At 55.7% G+C, this 22,312-nt stretch carries 20 protein-coding genes; 2 read left to right on the top strand and 18 right to left on the bottom strand.

The features are described 5' to 3' along the window. Positions 1-2: 2 nt before the first annotated feature. Genes lptB through lpxB form a run of 11 tightly spaced genes read right to left on the bottom strand, consistent with a single transcriptional unit; the run spans position 3 to position 11,613 of the window. Positions 3-722 (bottom strand): LPS export ABC transporter ATP-binding protein, encoded by a 720-nt coding sequence (gene lptB / locus DW089_RS05235; RefSeq protein ID WP_105326982.1) that lies wholly within the window; start codon positions 720-722, stop codon positions 3-5. Positions 723-734: 12 nt separating this feature from the next. Next, positions 735-1,586 carry an LptA/OstA family protein gene (locus tag DW089_RS05230; protein ID WP_199614582.1) on the bottom strand — a complete coding sequence of 284 codons (852 nt, stop codon included), beginning with the start codon at positions 1,584-1,586 and terminating at the stop codon, positions 735-737. After that, positions 1,586-2,134 carry an LPS export ABC transporter periplasmic protein LptC gene (gene lptC / locus DW089_RS05225; protein ID WP_105326981.1) on the bottom strand — a complete coding sequence of 183 codons (549 nt, stop codon included), beginning with the start codon at positions 2,132-2,134 and terminating at the stop codon, positions 1,586-1,588. The genes DW089_RS05230 and lptC overlap by 1 nt, the downstream gene beginning before the upstream one ends. A 14-nt stretch (positions 2,135-2,148) precedes the next feature. After that, positions 2,149-3,018, bottom strand: a complete 870-nt coding sequence (locus DW089_RS05220; protein WP_118286892.1) for a lysophospholipid acyltransferase family protein — start codon at positions 3,016-3,018, stop codon at positions 2,149-2,151. Next, a complete protein-coding gene (locus DW089_RS05215; RefSeq protein WP_118286891.1) occupies positions 3,018-3,560 on the bottom strand; it encodes an HAD family hydrolase in 543 nt (180 codons plus the stop codon). The genes DW089_RS05220 and DW089_RS05215 overlap by 1 nt, the downstream gene beginning before the upstream one ends. Further along, positions 3,561-4,526, bottom strand: coding sequence for an SIS domain-containing protein (locus DW089_RS05210; protein WP_105326978.1), 966 nt, complete (start codon positions 4,524-4,526; stop codon positions 3,561-3,563). A 5-nt stretch (positions 4,527-4,531) separates the two neighbouring features. After that, on the bottom strand, positions 4,532-5,353 hold the full coding sequence (kdsA, locus tag DW089_RS05205) for a 3-deoxy-8-phosphooctulonate synthase (RefSeq protein WP_118286890.1): 822 nt from the start codon (positions 5,351-5,353) through the stop codon (positions 4,532-4,534). A 7-nt stretch (positions 5,354-5,360) separates the two neighbouring features. After that, complete coding sequence (kdsB, locus tag DW089_RS05200; RefSeq protein WP_118286889.1) at positions 5,361-6,146, bottom strand: 3-deoxy-manno-octulosonate cytidylyltransferase; 786 nt, start codon at positions 6,144-6,146, stop codon at positions 5,361-5,363. After that, positions 6,143-8,677 carry a tetraacyldisaccharide 4'-kinase gene (gene lpxK / locus DW089_RS05195; RefSeq protein ID WP_118286888.1) on the bottom strand — a complete coding sequence of 845 codons (2,535 nt, stop codon included), beginning with the start codon at positions 8,675-8,677 and terminating at the stop codon, positions 6,143-6,145. The genes kdsB and lpxK overlap by 4 nt, the downstream gene beginning before the upstream one ends. Positions 8,678-8,695: 18 nt before the next feature. Beyond that, positions 8,696-10,480, bottom strand: coding sequence for an ABC transporter ATP-binding protein (locus tag DW089_RS05190; protein ID WP_105326974.1), 1,785 nt, complete (start codon positions 10,478-10,480; stop codon positions 8,696-8,698). Then, entirely contained in the window at positions 10,477-11,613 is a 1,137-nt protein-coding gene (gene lpxB / locus DW089_RS05185; protein WP_231086067.1) for a lipid-A-disaccharide synthase, read from the bottom strand. Before lpxB ends, DW089_RS05190 begins: the two co-directional genes overlap by 4 nt. Before the next feature lie 559 nt (positions 11,614-12,172). On the opposite strand from lpxB, the gene DW089_RS05180 reads away from it, so the two are divergent. Then, positions 12,173-13,759: a bifunctional aspartate transaminase/aspartate 4-decarboxylase gene (locus DW089_RS05180; protein WP_118286886.1), complete on the top strand. Its 1,587-nt coding sequence runs from the start codon at positions 12,173-12,175 to the stop codon at positions 13,757-13,759. Positions 13,760-13,786: 27 nt separating this feature from the next. Then, positions 13,787-15,517 carry an aspartate-alanine antiporter gene (aspT, locus tag DW089_RS05175; RefSeq protein ID WP_105326971.1) on the top strand — a complete coding sequence of 577 codons (1,731 nt, stop codon included), beginning with the start codon at positions 13,787-13,789 and terminating at the stop codon, positions 15,515-15,517. A gap of 94 nt (positions 15,518-15,611) precedes the next feature. Here the strand turns inward: aspT and DW089_RS05170 are convergent, their stop codons facing one another. The 7 genes from DW089_RS05170 to lpxD form a co-directional block, all read right to left on the bottom strand. Next, the gene (locus tag DW089_RS05170; protein WP_118286885.1) at positions 15,612-16,532 is read right to left on the bottom strand and encodes a carbon-nitrogen hydrolase family protein; all 921 of its coding nucleotides are present in this window, start codon (positions 16,530-16,532) and stop codon (positions 15,612-15,614) included. A gap of 137 nt (positions 16,533-16,669) precedes the next feature. Continuing rightward, positions 16,670-17,476 (bottom strand): LpxI family protein, encoded by an 807-nt coding sequence (locus DW089_RS05165; RefSeq protein WP_105326969.1) that lies wholly within the window; start codon positions 17,474-17,476, stop codon positions 16,670-16,672. Positions 17,477-17,482: 6 nt separating this feature from the next. Continuing rightward, entirely contained in the window at positions 17,483-18,292 is an 810-nt protein-coding gene (lpxA, locus tag DW089_RS05160) for an acyl-ACP--UDP-N-acetylglucosamine O-acyltransferase (protein ID WP_105326968.1), read from the bottom strand. 15 nt (positions 18,293-18,307) lie between these two features. Continuing rightward, on the bottom strand, positions 18,308-19,657 hold the full coding sequence (gene lpxC, locus DW089_RS11590; RefSeq protein WP_231086071.1) for a UDP-3-O-acyl-N-acetylglucosamine deacetylase: 1,350 nt from the start codon (positions 19,655-19,657) through the stop codon (positions 18,308-18,310). A gap of 9 nt (positions 19,658-19,666) precedes the next feature. Then, positions 19,667-20,566 (bottom strand): lysophospholipid acyltransferase family protein, encoded by a 900-nt coding sequence (locus DW089_RS05150; protein ID WP_118286884.1) that lies wholly within the window; start codon positions 20,564-20,566, stop codon positions 19,667-19,669. 27 nt (positions 20,567-20,593) lie between these two features. Then, positions 20,594-21,199, bottom strand: coding sequence for a YjbH domain-containing protein (locus DW089_RS05145; RefSeq protein ID WP_105326966.1), 606 nt, complete (start codon positions 21,197-21,199; stop codon positions 20,594-20,596). 27 nt (positions 21,200-21,226) lie between these two features. Then, complete coding sequence (lpxD, locus tag DW089_RS05140) at positions 21,227-22,252, bottom strand: UDP-3-O-(3-hydroxymyristoyl)glucosamine N-acyltransferase (protein ID WP_105326965.1); 1,026 nt, start codon at positions 22,250-22,252, stop codon at positions 21,227-21,229. Positions 22,253-22,312: the final 60 nt, after the last annotated feature.

The following is a 22,312-nucleotide window of genomic DNA, read 5'->3' as shown; positions in this document are numbered from 1 at the left end:
CCTCACATCCTGAAATTCTCGCCCAGATAATGTTCCCGGGCAATGGGGTTTTCTGCTACCTCTTGGCTGGTACCGGAAACCAGAATCTGGCCTTCGCTTAAAATGTACGCCTTGTTGACGATGCTCAGGGTTTCCCGCACGTTATGGTCGGTAATCAGTACGCCGATGCCCCGCTGGGCCAAATGGGCTACCATCACCTGAATGTCTGCCACCGCCAGGGGGTCGATGCCGGCAAAGGGTTCGTCCAGCAAAATAAAAGCCGGATCCGTAGCCAGGGCCCGGGCAATTTCCACCCGCCGCCGCTCGCCGCCGGACAGGGCACTGCCCAGACTTTTCCGGATATGGCCAATGCGGAATTCCTCAATCAGGGATTCCATTTTGGCCTGGCGTTTTTCCTGGGAGGGCTCCACCTGCTCCAAAATGGCCAGCAGGTTCTGCTCCACGGTGAGCTTCCGGAAAATAGAAGCTTCCTGGGGCAGATAGCCGATGCCTTCCAGGGCCCGTTTGTACATGGGCAGGTGGGTCACGTCCTGGTCGTCCAGGTACACATGGCCGGTGTCAGGATGCTCCAGGCCCACAATCATATAGAAGGTGGTGGTTTTCCCGGCACCATTGGGACCCAACAGGCCCACAATGCTCCCCTGCTCCACTTCCAGGCTGACATCGTTGACAACCCGGCGGCCGCCGTATTCTTTTATCAAATTTGCTGCGCGTATCTTCACTCTTTACTCCCTTTATGCCAAATCAGTGTCCATACTCCCTACTTCCATAGGGGATCCGGGCCAATTGAAGTATTTATAGATTTTCTGGGGTTCCGGGGTATCTCCGGCAATGGAGAACAACGGTTCCGGAGCCGGAGCAGCCGGCTGGCTGTTTTGGGGCATGACAACCATCTTCACGTTGCCCTCGCCCATGGCAATCTTGCCGCCGGCGCCTTTGATGGTCAGGGTATCCCCGCTGACCGTATCATCCTTTTGGGTGGCCGTAGCATGGCCGAACAATTGGATGGTGCCGTCATCTGCCTTGGTGTTGTACACGGCACGGTCCGCCCGGGCAGTCAGTTCCCGGGGAGGGCTGATCAGCCGCACATTGCCTTCTGCGTTGGCAATGCCGGTCTGCATATTGTAGCGCATGGTAGACGAATCCAGGCTGGAGCCGTCATCCATGGTCAGCTGGGCCCAGGGTCCCACGGTTTCCGCAAATTGGGCGTCGGAATCGTAGTTTACCTGGTTGGCCCGCAGGGTCTTGTCTTCTTTTTTCAGTACGGCGTTGCCAATGGCGGACAGGTAATGGCCCTGGCGCTCAATAATCAGCGTGGAGCTGGTCAGATGGGCATCCTTTTGGTCGGCAACCACCGAGCCCGTCAGTTTGCCTTCGCCGGTTTTCGTATTGTAGTCTGCTTCCTGGGCGGTGGCGGTACCGTCGTCATTACGCAGCTTCACATTGCCGCTGGCTATGGCCTGGCCGGTACGGAAATCGTACTGGACCTGGTCGCCGGCTACGGACGAAGCTGCAAAACAGGCGGTGCTTACGGACAGAAGGCCTGCCAGTACGCCCAAAAGAGCCGTTTTCTTTATTTTCAGCATCAGAATTCCCCCTTCTGTACGTTGGCATTCTTTTCCAGGGTGGCATGGTTCATGGGCACATCGAAGGTGGCCTTTTCCCCGGTGGCAACGGTATCACCCTTGGTCAAGCGGGCATTGCCTTCTGCCACCACGGTCTGGTCCTGGTTCACCCAGGTAATCTTGTCCGCAGTTACGGTGCCGCCGTCGGAGGTGGACCCTTTGGGGTTCTTGGTCAGGACAACATTTTTCGTATCCAGCCGGACTTCCCCTTCGTCAGCGGTGACGGTCATGGTCTTGCCGTCCTTATCGTAGAACGTGCCTTTGATGCCCTTCATGCTGTCCACCTGGGTGGTCTTGTTGTAGCTCATGGATTCCACCGTCAGTTCCCAGACTTTCTTGCCATCCTTGTTTTCGGTGATGGTGGAGCCGTTGACCTCCTGGAGGGTTTCCGGAGGGGCCGCTTGCTGTTTGCCAGTGGTGGGCTTGCTGCTCAGCAGCCAGGCAATCACGCCGCCCATAAGCAGTACGGCTCCTAGGATGATGAGTATGGTACGTTTGTGTTCGCGCATGGCGGCTTCCTTTCCTAACCCTGCCAGGGAGTATTCCAGCGGTGCTGGAACCAGATCCAGTTGTCCGGATACTGCCGGATGATTTTTTCTACTTCCTGGGTCATCTGTAAGGTAATCCGGTAATCATCCTTTTCCCGATTGCCGGTGTCTTCGTAATAAATGGGGTCTTTCACAATTACCTGGTGGCCATAGCCGCTGGGTTTGCGCACGATGAAAATCGGCACCACCGGAGCCTTGAACTTCCGGGCAAAGTATGCAGGGCCTTCTGGGGTAGAGGCCATCTTCCCAAAGAAGGGCACGAAAATCCCGTTGTAGCCCCCGTCCTGGTCGGCAATGAGCCCCAGCATCCGGCCCTTTTTCATGGCCCGGGCACAGCCCAGAATCTCGTTGGTTCCCCGGGCAAAAATCTCCTGGCCCACGCCTCGGCGCAGTTCATTCATAAAATCGCTGTACACCGGATTGGGCTGGGGTTTTTCCACGGCGCTTAAAGGAAAGCCGTTCAGGGCCAGGGCAGCGCCCAACCATTCCCAATTGTCCATATGGCAGGCCAGCATCACCACCCCGTGCTTTTTGGCCAGGGCTTCCCACAGAACTCCGGGCCGGTCAAAGGAGACCAGGCCCCGGATATTTTCCTTGTTCAGGGCCGGCATGTAGAGAATCTCCATGGCGGTCATGCCCAGGTTCAAAAACAGGCGGTGGATAATAGCATGGGCGTCCCGGGACGAAACTCCCATCCGTTCCTGAATGGTGGCTTCCGCCCTGAGGCGCTGTTTTTTGGCGATATACCAATATAGTTTACCACAATTCCTTCCCAGCCGCACTACGAATTTGTAGGGCAGAACGGAAAGGAACTGACTCATTCCTTTTAATACAGCATAAAGCATTACTGTTTATCTCCCTGTCCTTTGACTTCATAGCTGTCTACAATCTGCTTCCACAGGCCCTTGGCCTTGAGGATCCGTTCAATCACTTCCCGGACGGCTCCGTGGCCCCCGGGCTGGGTGGTTACGTACTTGGCCCGCTCCCGGACTTCCAGGGCGGCATTTGCAGGGGCAAAAGTAACGGCGGCCCGGCTAAAGGCCGGAAGGTCGTTCAGATCATCCCCCATAAAGGCGGTTTCCTCCATATTCACGTTCAGTTCCCGGGCGGCCTGTTCCAGCACCTGCCCTTTGTAAACCACGTTTTCATAGACGGAACCGATGCCCAGTTCCATGGCCCGGTGCAGGACAATTTCGCTGTGACGGCCGGTAATCAGCGCTACGTAAATGCCGTGGCGCAGGGCCAGGCTGATGCCCAGTCCGTCCCGGGCGTCAAAGTGCTTGCTCAGTTCCCCCTTCTGGCCAATGATAATGCTGCCATCGGTGAGAACCCCGTCCACATCCAGGGCCAAAAGACGAATCTTGGCCAATTCCTCTTCTGTAATCATTTATACCACTCCTTGATGTACCAAGTCGGTAATATGCACCAGACCTACTACCCGGTGCTCCTCATCCACCACCGGCAGCACCGTAATGGGCCGGGGTTTGTTGGCTTCCATAATGTGCAGGGCTTCTGCCGCCAGCTTGTTGGGGGCAATGGTGGTGGGATGGGCGGTCATCATCTCGGCTACGGGCCGGTTCAGGAAATCCAGACTCCGGGCCAGACCCCGGCGGATATCTCCATCGGTCACAAGGCCCAGCAGGTGATGCTGGTCGTCCACTACGGAAACGGCGCCTACGCCCTTGTCGGTAATCACAAACAGGGCATCTTTGACGCTCATGTCCGCAGGCACCATGGGATTTTCCTGTTCCTTATGCATAATGTCGGCCACCGTCAGCAGCAGCTTCCGGCCCAGACTGCCACCGGGATGGAAGATGGCAAACTGGTTGGGGGTAAAATGCCGGGCGCTCAAAAGTTCCATGGCCAGGGCATCCCCAAAAGCCAGGGCTGCCGTGGTGCTGCTGGTGGGAGCCAGACCCAGGGGGCAGGCTTCCTTCTGCACGCCTACATTCAGCACAATATCGGAGTTCTTGGCCAGGGTGGAATCAGGATTGCCCACCATGGAGATGATGTGCGCCCCAATCCGCCGCAGGGACGGAAGGATATTCAGCACTTCCCCGGTTTCCCCGCTGTTGGACAGGGCCAGGATCACATCGTTTTGGGTGACCATGCCCAGGTCCCCGTGGATGCCTTCCGCCGGGTGCAGATAGAAGGCGGGGGTGCCGGTGCTAGCCAGGGTGGCCGCAATCTTGCGGCCGATAATGCCGGATTTGCCCATGCCGGTCACAATAATCCGGCCCTTGCAGTGAAGAATCATTTCCAGGGCAGCCTGAAAATGTTCATCCACCCGGGGCAGCAGCTCCAGAATGGAAGCGGCTTCGATTTTCAACGTTTCTTTGGCTTTCTCCAGCATTTTGCTCACTCCCTGCGTCCAATCTGGTCAATGGTTTTGGCGTCCTGAAGGACCTGTTCCAGGTCATCCAGGGCAATCATGTTGGGTCCGTCGGACAGAGCTTCTGCCGGGTTGTCGTGGACTTCCAGGAACAGGCCGTCCACGCCGACGGCAGCCGCTGCCCGGGCCATATGGGGAGCAAACTTGCTCTGGCCGCCGGAAGAAGTGCCCTTGCCGCCAGGAATCTGCACGCTGTGGGTCACGTCCATAATTACCGGAAAGCCCATTTCCCGCATGATGGGCAGGGACCGCATATCCGTTACTAGGGTGTTGTAGCCGAAGCTGACGCCCCGTTCCGTAAGCATTAACTGCTTGCAGCCGCTGCCCGTAATCTTATTGACCACGTTCTGCATATCCCAGGGAGCCAGGAACTGGCCCTTTTTCACGTTGACTACCCGGCCGCTGTGAGCGGCTTCTACCAAAAGGTCCGTCTGCCGGCACAGGAAGGCCGGAATCTGAATGATGTCCAGCACTTCGGCGGCTTTTTCCACCTGCCAGGTTTCGTGGACGTCACTGATGACCGGTACGTTCAGGTCTTTCTTGATTTGGGCCAGGATTTTCAGGCCCTCCTCAAGGCCGGGTCCCCGGAAGGAATTCAGGCTGGACCGGTTGGCTTTATCGTAGGAAGCCTTGAATACATAGGGCAGGCCCAGTTTTTCGCAAATGGCCTTGGCCCGTTTGCCGATGGCCAGGCTCCGTTCGTAGCCTTCCAGCACGCAGGGGCCGGCCATAATCAGCAGGGGCTGACCCTGGCCCACTTTATAGGATCCAATCGTTACGCTTTCCATGGATGGGTTACTCCTTTCCTTCTTCCGCCTTGGCGGCTTCTTCCGCAGCCTTGGCCTTTTCGGCTTCCAGCTGGGTGAAAATTTCGTTGGCCTTGTGCAGGTCTTCCGGCGTATCAATGCCCACCCCTTGGAAATCAGAGGTCAGCACCTTAATCTTTACGTCATTTTCCAGGGCCCGCAGCTGTTCCAGTCCTTCCACCCGTTCCAGGGGGGTGGGCAAAAGAGCAGCAAATTTCAGCAGGAAATCCCGGCGGTAGGCGTAAATGCCTACGTGCTTGTACACCTTGACTTCCGGCAGGTCATGCCGGGGATAAGGAATCAGGCTCCGGGAGAAATACAGGGCATAGCCGTTCTCGTCGGTAACGACTTTGACGGCGTTGGGGTTCTGGAAATCCTCGGGCTGCATTTCTGTCTTGATGGTAGCCATTTCCAGGCCGTCGTTGTCGGCAAAAGCCTGGGCCAGATCATCGATGACCTGGGGCGGAATCATGGGTTCGTCCCCCTGGACATTGACAATCACGTCCACGTCTTCGTAGCTCAGGGCTACTTCGGCCAGCCGGTCAGTACCGCTGGGATGGTCCTGGGAGGTCATAACGGCCGTGCCGCCAAATTGTTCTACTGCATCAGCAATGCGCTGGTCGTCGGTAGCTACCACCACCTGATCCGGAATCCGGGCCAGGGCAGCCTGCTCATACACTCTTTGAATCACGGTCTTGCCAGCCATCATAGCCAGAGGCTTGCCGGGAAGACGGGTGGAACCGAAACGAGCTGGGATTACACATAAAACTTTCATTTTACTTGTTTCTCCTTTTTGATGGCGGCTTTGATGGTATCTACAAAAGCTTCCTCACCGCTGGTAATTTGAATTTCCATATCCAAGATGTACAGAGGTACATCCCGATGGAGGTAGATAAACTCCGTAGGAATTTTAACGGCATCTTTGCCGGTGGTAATGAGTGCCTTGACGCCCCGGCTGATGGCCTTGTCCATGATGTACTGCATTTCCACCATGCCGTAGTCGTGATGGTCGGGGTAACGGATGGCTTCTACAATGTTCAGGCCTTCGCCGGTCATGGTCTGCTCAAAGGAGGACGGGTTGCCGATGGCGGAAAACACCATTACGTGCTGTCCCCGGAGGGCTTCGAGAGGCAGGGCCTTACTCATGTCGTTTTTGTACCAATCTGCGATTTCAATATAGTCGCAGGGTTTGTGAATGCTTTCCACAATGGGCGCCTTGGGGGCGTATTTGTGCAGGGTATCGCACAGGGTTGCCCGGGAAATAGGGGAACTCTGGTCGCATTTGGTGAGCAGGAACAGGCCGGCCCGGCTGAGATTGGCCAGGGGTTCCCGCAGGGTTCCCCTAGGCAGGATGCTGCCGTTGCCAAACATATTCAGGGTATCCACCAGCACCACGTCCAGATCCCGGTACAGCTGCCAATGCTGGTAGCCGTCATCCAAGATGATGACCTCGGCCCGGAACTTCTCCACGGCAAACTGGCCGGTAATGGAACGTTCCTTGCCGATGACCACGGGAATGCCGGGCAGCTGCTTGGCCATCAGGAAGGCTTCGTCGCCGGCTTCGTAGGCGGTCATGTAAATCTTCTTGCCGTCCGAAACCACGCCAATCTTTTCTTCCCAATGGGAACGGTAGCCCCGGTTCAAAATCACCACCCGGTAGCCCATCTGCTGAATCATCAGGGCCACTTTCTGGGCGGTAGGGGTCTTGCCGGTGCCGCCTACGGTAATGTTGCCGATGGAAATCACGCAGCAGTCCAAATGGGTCTTGGGCAGGGCACCCAGGCTATAGAGCCCCAGCTTCAGCCGTACCCCGGCTTCGTATAGAACGGACAGGACCCGGAGGAAGGCCAGCACGCACCAGTCCAGGATACCGCTGTCCTCGCCATGGGACAGCTGGATCAGGTACTGGGTTACGGCGTCGCCGGGACGCATCCGGGGACTGATTTCATCGTTGATGTTGCGGGTATTGATTTTATAATGGTTGTTCACCATGCTCTCGGTAGCAGTCAGGCTCAGCAGCTCCTTCAGGTAGCCAATGGTACGCACGGCAGCGCCGCGGTTTTCCCGGATAACCTGGAGGGAGGCCTCCCCCATCTTCTTGCGCAGGGCATCGTCCTTAAAGATTTTCAGGAACATTTGGGTCATTTCTTCCCCGTTGTTAATCTGGACGCAGGCTCCTACCTTGCTGAGCAGGGCAAAGGAATCCTTGAAGTTGGACATGCTGGGCCCTACAATGATGGGTTTGGCATGGGCTGCCGGTTCCAAAACGTTGTGGCCCCCATGCTGGATCAGGCTGCCGCCTACAAATACGGCATCTCCTACGGCGTAGATCCGGCCCAGTTCCCCAATGGTGTCAATGAGCACCACATCGTAGGCCGGGCGGCTGCCGGCCGGCAATTCCTTCAGTTTGGAACGGAGCCCCAGCTTCAAGCCGTACTTTTGGGCCAGCTGGGCAATCTCATGGATACGGCCGGGTTTCCGGGGCGCCACAATCAGCCGGGCGTGGGGGAATTCCTTTTGGATATCCTGAAAACTCTTAAAGAGGGTTTCTTCTTCGGTCGGATGGGTGCTGCCGGCTACAATCACAGGGTAATCGCTGCCCAGTCCCAGTTCTTCCTTATACTGGGCCAGATCCTCAGGAGTCACCTCCGCATAGGTCTGGTCGAACTTGGTGTTGCCGGTGACAAAAATCCGGCGTTTTTCAGCCCCCAGGTGCTCGATGTACTCGGCATCAATGGAAGACTGCATACAGAAACGGGTAACGCTGCCCATCATGTCGGCCAAAATGCCAAACAGGTACCGGTAGCTTTTGACGGACTTGTCGGAAATCCGGCCGTTGACCATCATCACAGGAATCCGGCGGAGCTTCACGGCCCGCAGGAAGTTGGGCCACAGTTCCGTTTCCACCGGCATGAAAATCCGGGGCATAATGCGTTTTACAAAGGATTCGGACACAAAGGGCAGATCCAGGGGGAAGTAGATGATGGCATCGGCTTCCGGAATAATCTGGTGGGCCATGTTGTAGCCCCCGGTGGTCACGGCGGACACCAGGATTTTGGCGTCGGGCATGGCCTTGCGAATTTCTTTCACCAGCGGGCTGGTAGCTACGATTTCGCCCACGGAAGCCCCGTGGATCCAGATACAGTTTTTATGGGCTACGGCGGCAATCTCGTCATCCCGAATCAGGCCGATGCTTTGCCGGAAGCGGCGGGGAAAGCCTTTTTCCCGGAAATACCGCCAGGTAAAGTACGGCAGGATTACGATGATAAATAATACTGTCGCCAAGAAATTATACAAATAATACATCCTCTGACCTCGTTTTCGTTAGTCTTCCGCGTCCTCGTCCGTTTCATGGGATTGCTGGGCTGCGCCTTTTTTCACTACCTTTTTTTCTTTGAATTGAATATCGTGGAGGTGGGCATACAGGCCATGGAGAGCCATCAGCTGGCTGTGGGTGCCTTCTTCCACAATGACGCCCTTATCCAGTACCAGAATCTTGCTGGCGTTTTGGATGGTGGACAGCCGGTGGGCAATGACGAAGGAAGTTCTGCCTACCATCAGCCGGTCCAGGGCCTCCTGTACCACCCGTTCGCTTTCCGTATCCAGGGCGGAGGTGGCTTCGTCCAAAATCAAAATCCGGGGGTTCTTCAAGATGGCCCGGGCGATGGAAATGCGCTGGCGCTGACCGCCGGAAATGTTCACGCCCCGGTCGCCCAGATGGGTTTCGTAACCCTGAGGCAGCTGGACGATGAATTCATCTGCATTGGCTGCCTTGGCAGCGGCAATGACTTCTTCCCGGGTGGCATCCAGCCGTCCGTAGAGGATGTTGTTGTAGACGGTGTCATTGAACAGGTTGGTTTCCTGGGGCACAATACCTACCTGCTCCCGGAGGGAAGCAACGGTAACGTCCCGGATATCGTGGCCGTCAATGCTGATGCTGCCACCGGTCACATCGTAGAACCGGGGCACCAGGTTGGCGATGGTGGATTTGCCGGCACCGGAGGGGCCTACCAGGGCCACTGCCTGACCGGGTTCCACATTAAAGTTCAAATGTTTCAGGATGGGTTCGCCGGGATTGTATTCAAAGGATACATCCTTAAATTCCACATAGCCCTTTACCGGAGGCAGGGCAATGGCATCGGGTTTTTCCGGAATTTTTTCTTCCAGGTCCAAGACGCCGAAAACCCGTTCCGCAGCAGCCAGGGCCCGCTGGATATTGCCCAGTACCCGGGCAATCCGCTTGATGGGGTTGGAAATGTTGATGGCGTACACCAGGAAGGCAATCAGGGAACCAGCGGAAATCTCGTCGTTGATTACGCTGCGCCCGCCAAACCAGATGATGGCCGTTACGCCCAGGGCGGCAATGAATTCGATGACAGGGGACAGGGTACCCATGAGCTTGGCGCTTTTCATGTTGGCGTAGAAGTTTACCCGGTTCTGCCGGTCAAACCGCTCAATTTCGTAGGGCTCCCGGACGAAGGATTTGACCACCCGGGTTGAGGACAGGGTTTCCTGGAGCACGCTGGTGATATCCGCCGTGGCCTGCTGAATCCGGCGGCCGGACTGACGGATTTTCTTGCCGAAGAAGTCCATAAAGAACAGTACCACCGGGAATGTGCAGAAGGTAAAGACCGTCAGCTTCCAGTCCAGGTATACCATGGCACAGATGGAGCCGATGAGCACGCTGGTTTCGGTGATGATTTCGATGCTGTTGTCCACCATGGCTGCCTGAAGGGCCTGCACGTCGTTGGTGACGTAGCTCATGATGGTGCCCAGTTTGTTCCGGTCATAGAAGCGGGTATCCAGTTCCATGAGCTTGCGGAACACCTTGCTGCGCACGTCGATGACGATGCTTTCGCCTACGTAGTTCATCAGGTAGCTCTGGCCGTAATAGAATATCCCTCTGGCAAAGAAAATGACGATGATGCCCACGGCAATCAGGTTCAATAGGCCGCTGTTCTTGTCAGAGAAGACCTTATCGATAACGTCCCGGACAATCCAGGGCACGTACAGGTTGGCCGCTGCCGTCATAATGGTACAGAAGCCCGCGGCAATCAGCCGGGGAATATAGGGTCTGATAAATTGGATAATACGAAAGTACAGGTTCATGAGTTCTCCTTAGCTGTCTGTAATATCAAGGCGGCGGTGCGCGCTACGGCACCTGGCCGGCCCAGCTTGGAAACGGCTTGGGCCAGCTCCCCGCGTACGGTCTTTCCTTCCACTGGGTCAAGAAACGCCAGTACGGAGGAAGCCATGTTTTCCGGTGTCAGTTTTTCTTGGATCAGTTCCGGCAGGATTTCCTTGCCTGCCAGGATGTTGGGCAGGCCGATGTATTTCACATAAACCAGGTGCCGGGCAATGGCTATGCTCAGGGCACTGGCCCGGTAGCAGATGACGCTGGGCAGGCCGCACAGGGCACATTCCAGGGTCACGGTACCGCTGGTGGCAAGAGCGGCGTCCGAGGCTTTCATCACGTCGTAGCCATCTCCCTCCACCAGCCGGACAGGCACGGGGGAAGTCCTGAGGATGCTCTCCAGCAGCTCCGTATCAATAGAAGGGGCTTTCTGGAGGATGAAGTCCACCTCCGGCCTGGCCTTTTGGATCAGTGACAGCGCCTTCAGCATCACTGGAAGCACCCCGGTAATTTCCTTTACCCGGGAGCCCGGCAGCAGCAGCACCACCGGGTGCCCTTCCCGCTTGCCGATTTTCCGGTTCCGTTCTTCCGGGGTCAGCACCGGCTTTACAATATCCACCAGGGGATTTCCTACGAACTCCACCGGGGCTCCGGCTGCCTTATACACGTCATAGGCAAAAGGATAGATGCAGGCCACCCGGGTGGCTAGCCCAGCCACCATTTTGGCCCGGCTGCGGCGCCAGGCCCAGGCCGACGGGGGGATGTAGGAAAATACGGGAATGCCCAGGCTTTTGGCCACCTTGGCCACCCGCATATTGAAGTCCGGGTAATCCACCGTTACAAACACGTCCGGCTTCCGTTCTTCCATGGCTTTTTTGAAGGCATTTTTCAGTGCAAAAAGCCGGGGCAGCTGCTTCACTACTTCTACAAACCCCATCACACTGTAATCCTTATAGTCAAACAGCACTTCGCCGCCGGCTTCCCGCAGCGCAGCCCCGCCCATGCCAAATACCTGGGCCGTGGGGTCCTGGGCCAGGATGGCCCGGGTCAGTGCCGCCGCGTGAAGATCTCCGGAGGCTTCTCCGGCTGATATGAAGATTCGCGTCACCCTGTTTTCTCCTCTCTCGTTTCGAACATAAGTGTACATTATATTTTAGCACATCCGGGCGACCCATTCCAAATATTTCCATAAAATATCAAAATTGGGCCAAATGGTCGGATTTCCTGCGTTTTTTTCATAGGTACAACAAGGGCGCCTGGGGAGTTCGTGCCCTTGGGAGCAAAATCCATTGCCAGGGTAACCGTCCCCTTCTTTTCCGACAGCCGAAAAATTTTCGCTGCGTTAATTCTGAAGAATTTTTCCCCTCCCAGAATAATTGTTTTCTTTCCCCAAATCGTCTTAAGGCACGTTTGCTGTCAAGACATCATCACTTTTAATAATGCTGAATCCCGCTTATTTCGGGAAAAATCGGGATATATTCATCACTATTGTACTTTAGCTTATATATAGTTTTTTTATCTTCACATAATTCTTCATTTCTCGCACATTTTATCCTTCGTAAAGTCAATTTTTTCTGTGAACAAATCAATAGTTATTATTGTTTTTACAACTTTCCAGGTGTAAGATGATGTTATCAATACAATATCATTATGGGAGGTCGATGCACATGATTACCAAGGCATACGAACGGGAAATGGAAACTTTAGGCGCTTTTGAAGTCAGCAGCAAAATGCTGAAATTGGCACAGGGCAACGAAAAGCATAAGACGTTTTTGAACGCAGGCCGGGGCAACCCCAACTGGATCAATGCCTTGGGACGCCTCGCCTTTGGCAAATGGGTGGAATTTGGCGTAGTGGAATCGGAACGGACCATCCACAACGGGAATCTGGCCGGCTATATTGAAGGGGACGGCATTATCACCCGGTTCCAGGAATTTTTCCGGGAAGACGATGACGTCAACAACTTCATCAAGGCTTCCGTGGATTATATGGCGGATACCCTGAAACTGGACCGGCAGGAAGTAATCCTGGAATTTGCCAACGGGGCTGTGGGCAACAACTACCCGGTGCCCAGCCGCTGCCTGGTAAATACGGAAAAGGTACTGAACGCCTATTTGGAAAAAGCCCTGTACCCGGGCACGGGCCTTGCCCAGCACACCAAGGTATTCCCGGTGGAAGGCGGCACGGCAGCCATTGTCTATATCTTCGATTCCTTAAAGCATAACGGACTCTTAAAGGAAGGGGACAAGATTGCCATCAACATGCCCATCTTCACCCCCTATATCCAGATTCCCCGGCTGACCAATTTTGAGCTGGCGGAAATCAATGTGACCTCCACGGAAGACAATCTGTGGGAAATCCCCGATGAGGAAATGAACAAGCTGCTGGATCCGTCCATCAAGGCCTTCTTCCTGGTGAACCCTTCCAACCCGGGCTCCCACGCCTTGGGCAAGGAATCCCTGGAACGGTTCAAGACCATTACGGACCAGCGGAAGGATTTGATTGTCATCACCGACGACGTGTACGGCACCTTCGTCAAGGACTTTACCTCCGTCTACGGGGTGGCTCCCTACAATACCCTCCTGGTATACTCCTTCTCCAAACTGTTTGGCTGCACCGGCTGGCGGCTGGGGCTCATTGCTGCCCATGACGTAAACGTGTACGATGACCTGTTGGCCAAACTGCCGGAGGACACCAAGAAAACCCTGGATTCCGACTACTCCATTGTCACCCTGGAGCCCCGGAAAATGGCCATGCTGGACCGGATCAACGCAGACAGCCGTTCCATCGGCCTGTACCACACCAGCGGGCTCAGCACGCCCCAGCAGATCCAAATGGGGCTGTTCGCCCTGACCCACCTGCTGGCCAAGGACCCGGACCCGTACTTTACGGAAGCGGACAAGCTGGTGGCAAACCGCTACCATACCCTGTACAAGACCCTGGGCGTGCCGGAAGATGACACTCCCACCAACGCCAAGTACTACACCATTTTGGATATTTACCGGATTGCCGAACTGAAATACGACAAGCCCTTCCGGGAATATCTGGAAAAGAACTACGAACAGATCGACTTCCTGATGCGGCTGTCCGAAGAAGAAGGGGTAGTCCTCATGGAAGGCTTGGGCTTTGATGCGCCCTCCGGCACCCTGCGGGTATCCCAGGCCAACCTGCCTGATGAAGCCTACGCCAAGATTGGCCGCCGGATTCTGGACCTGCTGGAGGAATACCACAAGGAATATCTCAAGCAGAAATAAGTTCTGCCTGGAAAGGAAGCGGTTACTATGACATTGACTTTCTGGTCCCAGGAGGCCCTGGAGTTTACCCGGCACGCAGCTGCGGTACTCCCGGGAGATGTGGGACATTACCTGCTAGGCAACGCCGCCATTGTGATTTTCCTCTGCCTGGCCATCGGCTATTGGGTGGGGAAAATCAAAATCGGCTCCTTTAACGTGGGCGCCACGGTAGGCACCCTGCTGGCCGGCCTGTTAATCAGCCTGGCCCTGGCCTCCTACGGCCGGTTTGAGATTTCCGGCCTGGTGAAGACCATCTTCTTCAGCCTGTTCATTTTCTCCATTGGCTACGAGGTGGGGCCTTCCTTCTTCAACAGCCTGAAAAGTTCCGGGGTGAAGATTATCATCTTCTCCGTATTCTTTGCGGTGGTGGCCTTTGCCACAGCCTATATTGTCTGCTCTATGCTGCACATTGAGGCTGGGGAAGCTGCCGGCATCATCGCCGGAGCCCTGACCCAGTCGGCGGTCCTGGGCACTGCGGATTCTTCCCTGAAGGAAGTGCTGTCCGGCACCCAGCTGGCCCAGGCCCAAAGCAACATGGCCGTGGCCTACGCCCTGACCTACGTGTTTGGCACCGCCGGAGTCATCATCTTCATCCGGAATATTGTGCCGGCCCTGTGCGGGGTCAACCTGAAAGAAGCCACCAAACAGAAAATTGAAGCCATCCATTATAAGGAAGCCAGCGCCGGCGACCAGACCGTCAGCCTGATCAAGGCCCGGGCTTTTGTGGTGGACGACAAGACCAACTTTGTGGGCAAGACCGTGGCAGACCTGGAAGCCCATCATAACAACACCCTGACCGTGGAAAAGCTCATCCGCGGCGGCCAGGAAGTTCCCCCCAAAGGGGACACGGTGCTGCAAAGCGGCGACCGGGTGACCTTTATGGGTTCCCTGGCCTCCATGGTGGACGTGGAGAAATCCGGGGCCCAGGAAATCCTGGACGCCCAAAGCCTGTCCCTGCCCCTGGTTAAAAAGACCATTTTCCTTACCCAGGGCTTCTCCCAGGAGGTACTGAAGAACCTGACGGTACTGGGCATCTACACCGTTTCCGCCACCCGGAACGGTTCTCCCCTGCCGGAGGGCACTCCCTTTGCGGTAGGCGACCAGCTGGTGCTGGCGGGCCCGCCCAAGATGGTGGCCCAGGTCCAGAAGCAGCTGGGCTACGCCAAGGATACCGGGGACGATACAGATGTCAGCTTCCTGTCCCTGGGTATTGTGGTGGGGCTTTTGATTGGGGCCATTTCCATTAATATTGCCAGGGTTCCCATTACCCTGGGTTCCGGCGGCGGTGCCCTGTTTGCCGGCCTGTTCTTTGGCTGGTACCAGAGCAAGCACCAGAATAAGGGGCTGCTGCCGGCAGCTACCCGGTGGTTCCTGAAGAGCGTGGGCCTGAACCTTTTCATCGCCATTGTGGGCCTGTCCGCCGGGGCGGACTTCCTGTCAGCCCTGAAATCCATGGGCGTGTCCGTGCTGCTTGTAGGCGCGGTAATTTCCCTTGTGCCCCATTTTATCAGCGTGTTCTTCGGCAAATACGTGCTTCATATGGACCCCGTAGATATCTGCGGCTCCTTAACCGGGGCTGGTACCATTACGGCCGGCTTAAACGGCCTGGTGGAAGAAACCAACTCCAGTGTCTTTGCGTTAAGCTACACACCGGCCTATGCCGCTGGGAACATTCTCCTGACGGTGATGGGACCCCTGATTGTGGCTCTTCTGAAATAAGCCTTAGGCGAACTCCCTAAAAAGGACGCCTGCCCTCCTGCCCCAGCCAGCTTTGGCCAAGGTAAGAGGACGGGCGTCCTTTTGTTTCTGCGATTTATCCTTTTTTCACGGTCAATTGGAGCAGATCCGGCCGGGAATAGTGACCGCAGGGGTCAAATTCCATCCGGCTGGCAGGTACCTGCTGCATATCCAAATCGGCGTACAAAATGCCTTCCTTGTCCCACAGGACTTCCGTTACCGGGTGGCCGTAGGGGTCAATGATGCAGCTGCCGCCCCGGCACACCAGGTCCGGCAGAGCCGCAATTTCCGCTTCCCCGCTGACCGTTTGGGGGTAATCCTTCCGGCCAAAGACCATGTCCGCATTGATAAAGTAGCAACGGCCTTCAAGGGCAATGTGCCGGATGGTATCCTGCCATTCCGGGTTGTCGTTGGTATTGGGGGAAATGTACAGGCTGATGCCCTGCTGGTACAGGGCCACCCGGGCCAAGGGCATGTAGCTTTCCCAGCAGATCAAATTCCCCATGGGGCCCCAGGGAGTTTCCGTAACGGGGAAGTAATCCTGGTTTCCGTCCCCCCACACCACCCGCTCGCTGCCGGTGGGTTTGATTTTCCGGTGGTTCAGGGCCTGGCCATCCGGAGCAATCATCAAATTGGAATTGTACAGGGTACCGGTTACGGCGTCCTTTTCCGAATAGCCTAGGCTCAGGTACACCCCATATTTTTTCGCCCGGTCGATAATTTCCTGCATTTCCGGTCCGTCAGACAGCAGGGAATTGTCGTAGTAGGTTTTCCAGTCTTCCCGGCCCTTTTCGCTGCGGCTGCCTACCCGGAAGCCAAAGGTCAGCCCAAAGGGATAGCCCGGGATAAAAAGTTCCGGAAAGACAATGAGCTTGGCCCCCTTGGCGGCACAGGTATCAATGAGCTGAAGGGCCTTTTTGAGGCCTGCGGTTTTGTCAAACATCACCGGGGTGGCCTGAATCAAAGCAATTTTACAGATGGTTTCAAGTTCCTTCACAGCATACCCTCCCATGGTATATTAGATTAGGGCTATTGTACCACAGAATATCCTAGAAAGACAGTCGAATTTCTGTTCCAAATTAAGCAAAAAAGAGCCATGGCCGCAGCCATGACCCTTCTGTTTTATGCAATGCTTTATTTGGCTACCACGGTAATGTTGTGGTCGTCTGCCAGTTTCAGGGCTTTTTCCCGTTCTACCAAAAGGGTCCGGCCTGCTTCCATGACAATCCCGGCACAGCCGGATTCAATCATGGATTCAATGGTCCGCACGCCCACCCCCGGCATATCGAACCGGTTATCCTGGGCCGGCTTGGCGGTTTTGGCCACAATGGCCTTTTTGCCCAGCTTGCCGCCCCGGAGGATGCAGGCATCGGTGCCTTCAATGGCTTCCACGGCCAAAATGGCTTTGTTCTTTACCACTACGGTTTGGCCAATGTCCAGGCCGCCGATTTTCTTAGCCATGTCAAAGCCGTATTCCATGTCCGCCCATTCTTCCTGGGTGGGTTTGCGTTTACTGAGCACACCGGCCTTGGGCATCAGGTCCTGGAGAAACAGGGTCTGGTCCATAACGTGGATGTTCAGGTCTTCCAGCTTCTTTACCAGGGCATTCATGATGGTATCGTCGTGGCGGTCCGGCAGGGACATCAGCAGTTTCACCGCCTGCCAGTCGGGCACCAGGACGCCCCCGGAGTAGAGGATTTCCTTGGTGACCTTGCCGATCATGGTGACCTGGGCCACCTTTTCCTGCTGGAGGGTCTTAAAGATTTTCCCTACCTTGCCGATGTTGATGGCGTAGAACGCATCTGCTTCTTTGGGCAGGTCTTCATGGGTGCCGGGCACCAGGGCAATCACCACGGTCCGGTACCCTTCCTTTTTGGCGCCCCGGACCACATCCACCGGCAGGTGGCCTACACCGGCCAGTACGCCTAAGATTTTATCCATGCCTTTTTACTCCCGCAGACCCCGGGAAGAAGAACGGCAAATGCCTCTTTCTACCGTGCGCAGGAAGCGCATGAAATGTTCCACTTCTTCGTAGCTGTTCAGTTCCTGTTCCATGGTTTCAATGGCTTCCGGCAGGGACAGGCCTCTCTTGTAGAGAATCTTATAGGCTTTTTTCAGTTCTTTCCGGACTTCCAGGGAAATCCCAGCCCGGGAAATACCTACGCTGTTGAGCCCTGCTACGTAAGCGGGGTTGCCGGCTACAATCACAAAGGGAGGCACGTCCTGGGAAATCCGGCTCATACCGCCGCACATGGCGTTGCGGCCGATTTTGGTGAACTGGTGCACGGCAGTGAGCCCGCCGATAACTGCCCGGTCTTCCACGATTACGTGGCCGGCCAGAGTTGCTACGTTGCTCATGATCACGTTGTTGCCCACAATGCAGTTATGGGCCACATGGGTATAGGCCATCATCAGTACGTTGTTGCCGATGCGGGTTTCGTTGCCTTCGCCTACAGCCCGATGGACGGTGGCGCATTCGCGGATGGTTACATGGTCACCAATGATGGTGGTGGTGTCTTCACCCTTGTACTTCAGGTCCTGGGGCACTTCACCGACACTGGCGCCCTGGAAGAATTCGCAATTCTTGCCAACGATCGTCCGTCCGGTAACAACCACATGGGGATGAATCACCGTACCTTCGCCAATCTTGACATGTTCCCCAATTACAGAGTACGGGCCGATTTTGACATTGGGGCCAATCTCAGCACCCGGTGCAATGATGGCGGTCTCATGTATCATTGTAGAATCTGCTGTCATTTTTTCACTCCACCTTTATTGTTTATTCTCGGCCAGGGCAAAGAAGAAGTCCCCTTCGCACGCCGGCTCGCCGTCCACCGTTCCTTCGCAGTGGGCGATACCCATATTTCCTTTGATTTTCGTAATGATGGCCGTGGTTACCAGCTGGTCCCCGGGTTTAATGGGACGGCGGAAACGCACTTTATCAATTTTGCCAAAGACGGCAATCTTGCCCCGGTTTTCTTCAGGATACAGCAGGGTTACGCCGCCTACCTGGGCCATGGCTTCGATGAGCAGCACCCCGGGCATAATGGGTTTGCCAGGGAAGTGCCCGATAAATTGGGGTTCATTCATGGTGATGTTTTTGATGCCAACGGCTCTCTTCATGGGTTCCAGCTCAATGATCCGGTCGACCAGCAGCATGGGATACCGATGAGGCAGAATTTTTTGGATTTCCTGAATATCTAATGTAATCATGTCCTTGCTCCTTACCGCGTTCTCGCTTGTATTCATACCGGAAGCCTCGGGGGCTTCGTGGTGGTATTCATGGTGATGCTCATGGACGCGTCTGTATTCATCAATCTGCCGGGAAATATGGTCATTCAAGGCATGACCGGATTTCATGCAGATGATATGGGCATGAATGGGGCCCAGCAAATACAGGTCACCGATGACATCCAGAATCTTGTGGCGGATCAGTTCATCCGGAAAACGGGGTACGGACAGGATCTTGTCCTTGCCGAATACCACCACGTTGTCCAGGTTGCCGCCCAGGCCCAGGCCCATTTTTTGCAGCTGGGCAATTTCGTCCTCAAAAGCCACTGTACGGGCTGAGGCAATTTCTTTAAGCAGGTTGTCCCCTTTGTCTTCCACGTCAAACACCTGGGTCCCCAGCAGGGGATGGGGATTGATGGAAGTAAAGGTAACCCGGTAACCTTCGTAGGGCAGGATCACAATGGAACGGTCCCCATCGTAGTAGGAAAAGGACCGGTTCACATGGTACACCTGACGTTCTGCAGCCTGCTCCGCCAGGCCCACGGACTGAATCTGATCGATAAAGGACTGGGCAGAGCCGTCGCCTACAGGGGGCTCGGCAGAAGACATTTCCACGTAGCAGTTGTCCACCTTCAAAATGGCAAAAGCAGCCATCACGTGTTCAATGGTGGTTACGCTGGCGCCATTCTCACTGAGGGTAGTGGCCCGGGTGGTTGCCGTAATATTAGAAGCCACAGCATGGACTTGGGGCCGTCCTTCCATATCCGTCCGAATAAAGACAATGCCCGTATCCGCCGGTGCCGGCAAGAGGGTCATCACCACCATTTTTCCAGAGTGGAGCCCAATGCCGTCGCAGGATACCGCCTGCTTCAGGGTATGTTGTTTTTCCACGGTCATCCATCACACGCCTTTCATATATTTTTCGTACCGCTTCCGGCCATCCTTCCAGCGGTCATGAACCCAGAACCACATGGCTGGGTCCAGTTTGATTTCCCGCTCGGCGATGACCATCAATTCTTTCATTATACCACTAACATCTGCATCCCGGTCAGCGGTCTTGGGAGTATGCAGCGCCGGATATATCCGCGCTGTCAGCGTCCCGTCCGGGTTGTTATGCATAAACAGGGGCACAATGGGCGCCCCAAAGATTCGGGACAGGTGGGCAGCGCCGTCGGGAACCCGGGAAGGTTTCCCAAAAAACAGCAGATGCTCCCCGGTGTGGGCCGAATCCTGGTCGTACAAAATACCCACCAGGTGTTTCTCCTTCAGGTAGCGGCCAATGGCCAGCATACTGTTGCCCCCATGGTTATAGGTCACGTGCTGTCCCACCATGCGCCGGTAGTCGTTGATGAACCGGTCCATGGCCCCGTTGTTCTGCTTGCGGGTAATGGACAGGATGGGATAACCCAAAAGGGCCATGGAAGCCCCCAGCATTTCCCAGTTTCCATAGTGGGCCGTAGCCATGCAGATGCCCTTGTTTTCCGCATAGGCCTTTTCCAGATTTTCCAGGCCTTCAAAATGGACAATATTCCGGAAGTTGTCCTTGGTCAGCAGCGGGTACCGCAGCACCTCAATCAGCATCCGGCCAAAGCGGGTAACGCTTTCCTTGGCGATGGCTTCCGCCTCTGCGTCCCCCACCCCCAGGCAGTCCTTGATATTTTCCTTTGCCATATAGCGGCGCCATTTGGGCACCACATACCAGCCCAGGTGCCCCAAAAGCCAGGCCAGCGCCCGGTTCAGGCAGTGGGGCTGGTGACAGACCAGCCAGCTGATAAACTGCATGAGTTTATAGGCAGCCATCCAGGTCCCTCCTCATTCAAACGATAATTAGAACGTCAGGTTGACGCCCCCGTACAGGTGATGGGTGCGCACGCCCACTTCCGCCTGCAAGAACCGGGTTACGGGCACGGCGGCACCGTAGTTGAAGTGGCTGCCGTCGTATTCTCCCATCAGGGTCACGTTGTAGCCCAAAAGGTGCACGTCTTTTTCCAGGGCTGCGAAACCATGTTTATACTGGTCCGTGCCGATGCCGGCGTGAATCTTAAAGTCCGCAGGCAGGGCCTTGCTGGCAGCAATATAGCCCCGGCGGTCCTTCTGGTCGCTGATATCCTGGACGCCAATGGCGATAGCGGGGGTTACCGGAGTTTCCCGGAGAACCTGCCACTTGGCGCTGACGGTGTTGTATGTATCCCCGTGCTTGGGGTTTACGTGGCTGCCAGCCACTTCCAAGCCTAAAGGCAGGGCTACGTTGCCCCGGACGGTCTTGGCATCCTTGGTCCAATCCAAACCGGCGGATACATGGCCGGGCAGCCGAACATACCCGCTGGGGGCGTTGATGATCCCGGAAGTACCATCCGTCAGGGTTTTGGCCTGGGCACTAGCGGGCAAAAGCGCCAGCCCCAGACAAAGGGTCAGCCAAAATTGTTTTTTCATGATGCTTGCCTCCTATCACAGTTTCCGTTATTTCTTTTCCAGTTCCTTCACGGTCTTTTCCAGCCGGCGGACCTTTTTCATCAGGTCGCCCAGCTTCCGGACCTGGGCCTGTTCCCGCAGCCATTCCACGTGGGGCTGGGCCGGGAAGCCTGCCCAAATCACGTTGTCAGGCACATCGGAAATAATCCCGGTGCGGCCGGCAAAGGTGCAGTTGCTGCCAATCTTCAAATGGCCGGCGGTAGCGGCCTGCCCCCCGAAGGTGGTGTTGTTGCCTACGGTGACGCTGCCGGAAATCCCCACATGGGCTACCAGGATACAGTTTTCACCGATAATATCGTTGTGGCCCACATGGACCAGGTTGTCGATTTTGGTTCCCTTGCCAATGACCGTGCTGTCCACGGTAGCCCGGTCAATACAGGTGTTGCAGCCGATTTCCACGTCGTCTCCTACCACTACGTTGCCGGTTTGGAGGACCTTGGTGTGCTTGCCGTCAGCGGTAATGTAGCCGAAGCCGTCCCCGCCGATAACAGCACCTGCCTGAAGGATTACCCGATTCCCCAGCACGCAGTTTTCCCGGACGGTAACGTTGGAATACAGGGTGCAGTCACTGCCGATTTTCACGTGCCGCCCTACGTATACATGGGGGTAGATGACCGTGTTGTCGCCGATTTCCGCATCCTCAGCCACGTAGGCAAAGGGCAGTACGGCCACATTCTTGCCCACCCGGGCAGAAGGATGGATGAAGGCGTATTGGCTGATGCCGCCCTTCACTTCTTCAGGGGGCCGGAACAGGGCCAGCAGCCGGGCAAAGCAGGCCCGGGGATTCTCCACGGCGATAATGGCCTGAGAACCTTCAAATTGGGCTCCTGCGGGGATCATAATGGCCCCTGCATGGGATTTGCCTGCTACTTCCAAATACGGCGGAACAGCGAAAGAAATCTGGTTGGCCTGGGCTTCTTCCAGCCCATTGACTCCCTGAATCACCAGCTGCGGGTCTCCCTGCAGAATTTTCCCCTCCAGTGCGTCAGCCAATTCCTGTAAAGTTTTTTCCATATCAATTTCCTTTCGTTTTGTGATGGTACGGGAAAAAGGGCGAACCCAGGTCCGCCCTTA

Source organism: Acidaminococcus sp. AM05-11 (assembly GCF_003472805.1).
Taxonomy (GTDB): Bacteria; Bacillota; Negativicutes; order Acidaminococcales; family Acidaminococcaceae; genus Acidaminococcus; species Acidaminococcus hominis.
Note: the sequence above shows the minus strand (reverse complement) of the source record. Positions and strands in the feature narration are given on the sequence as shown.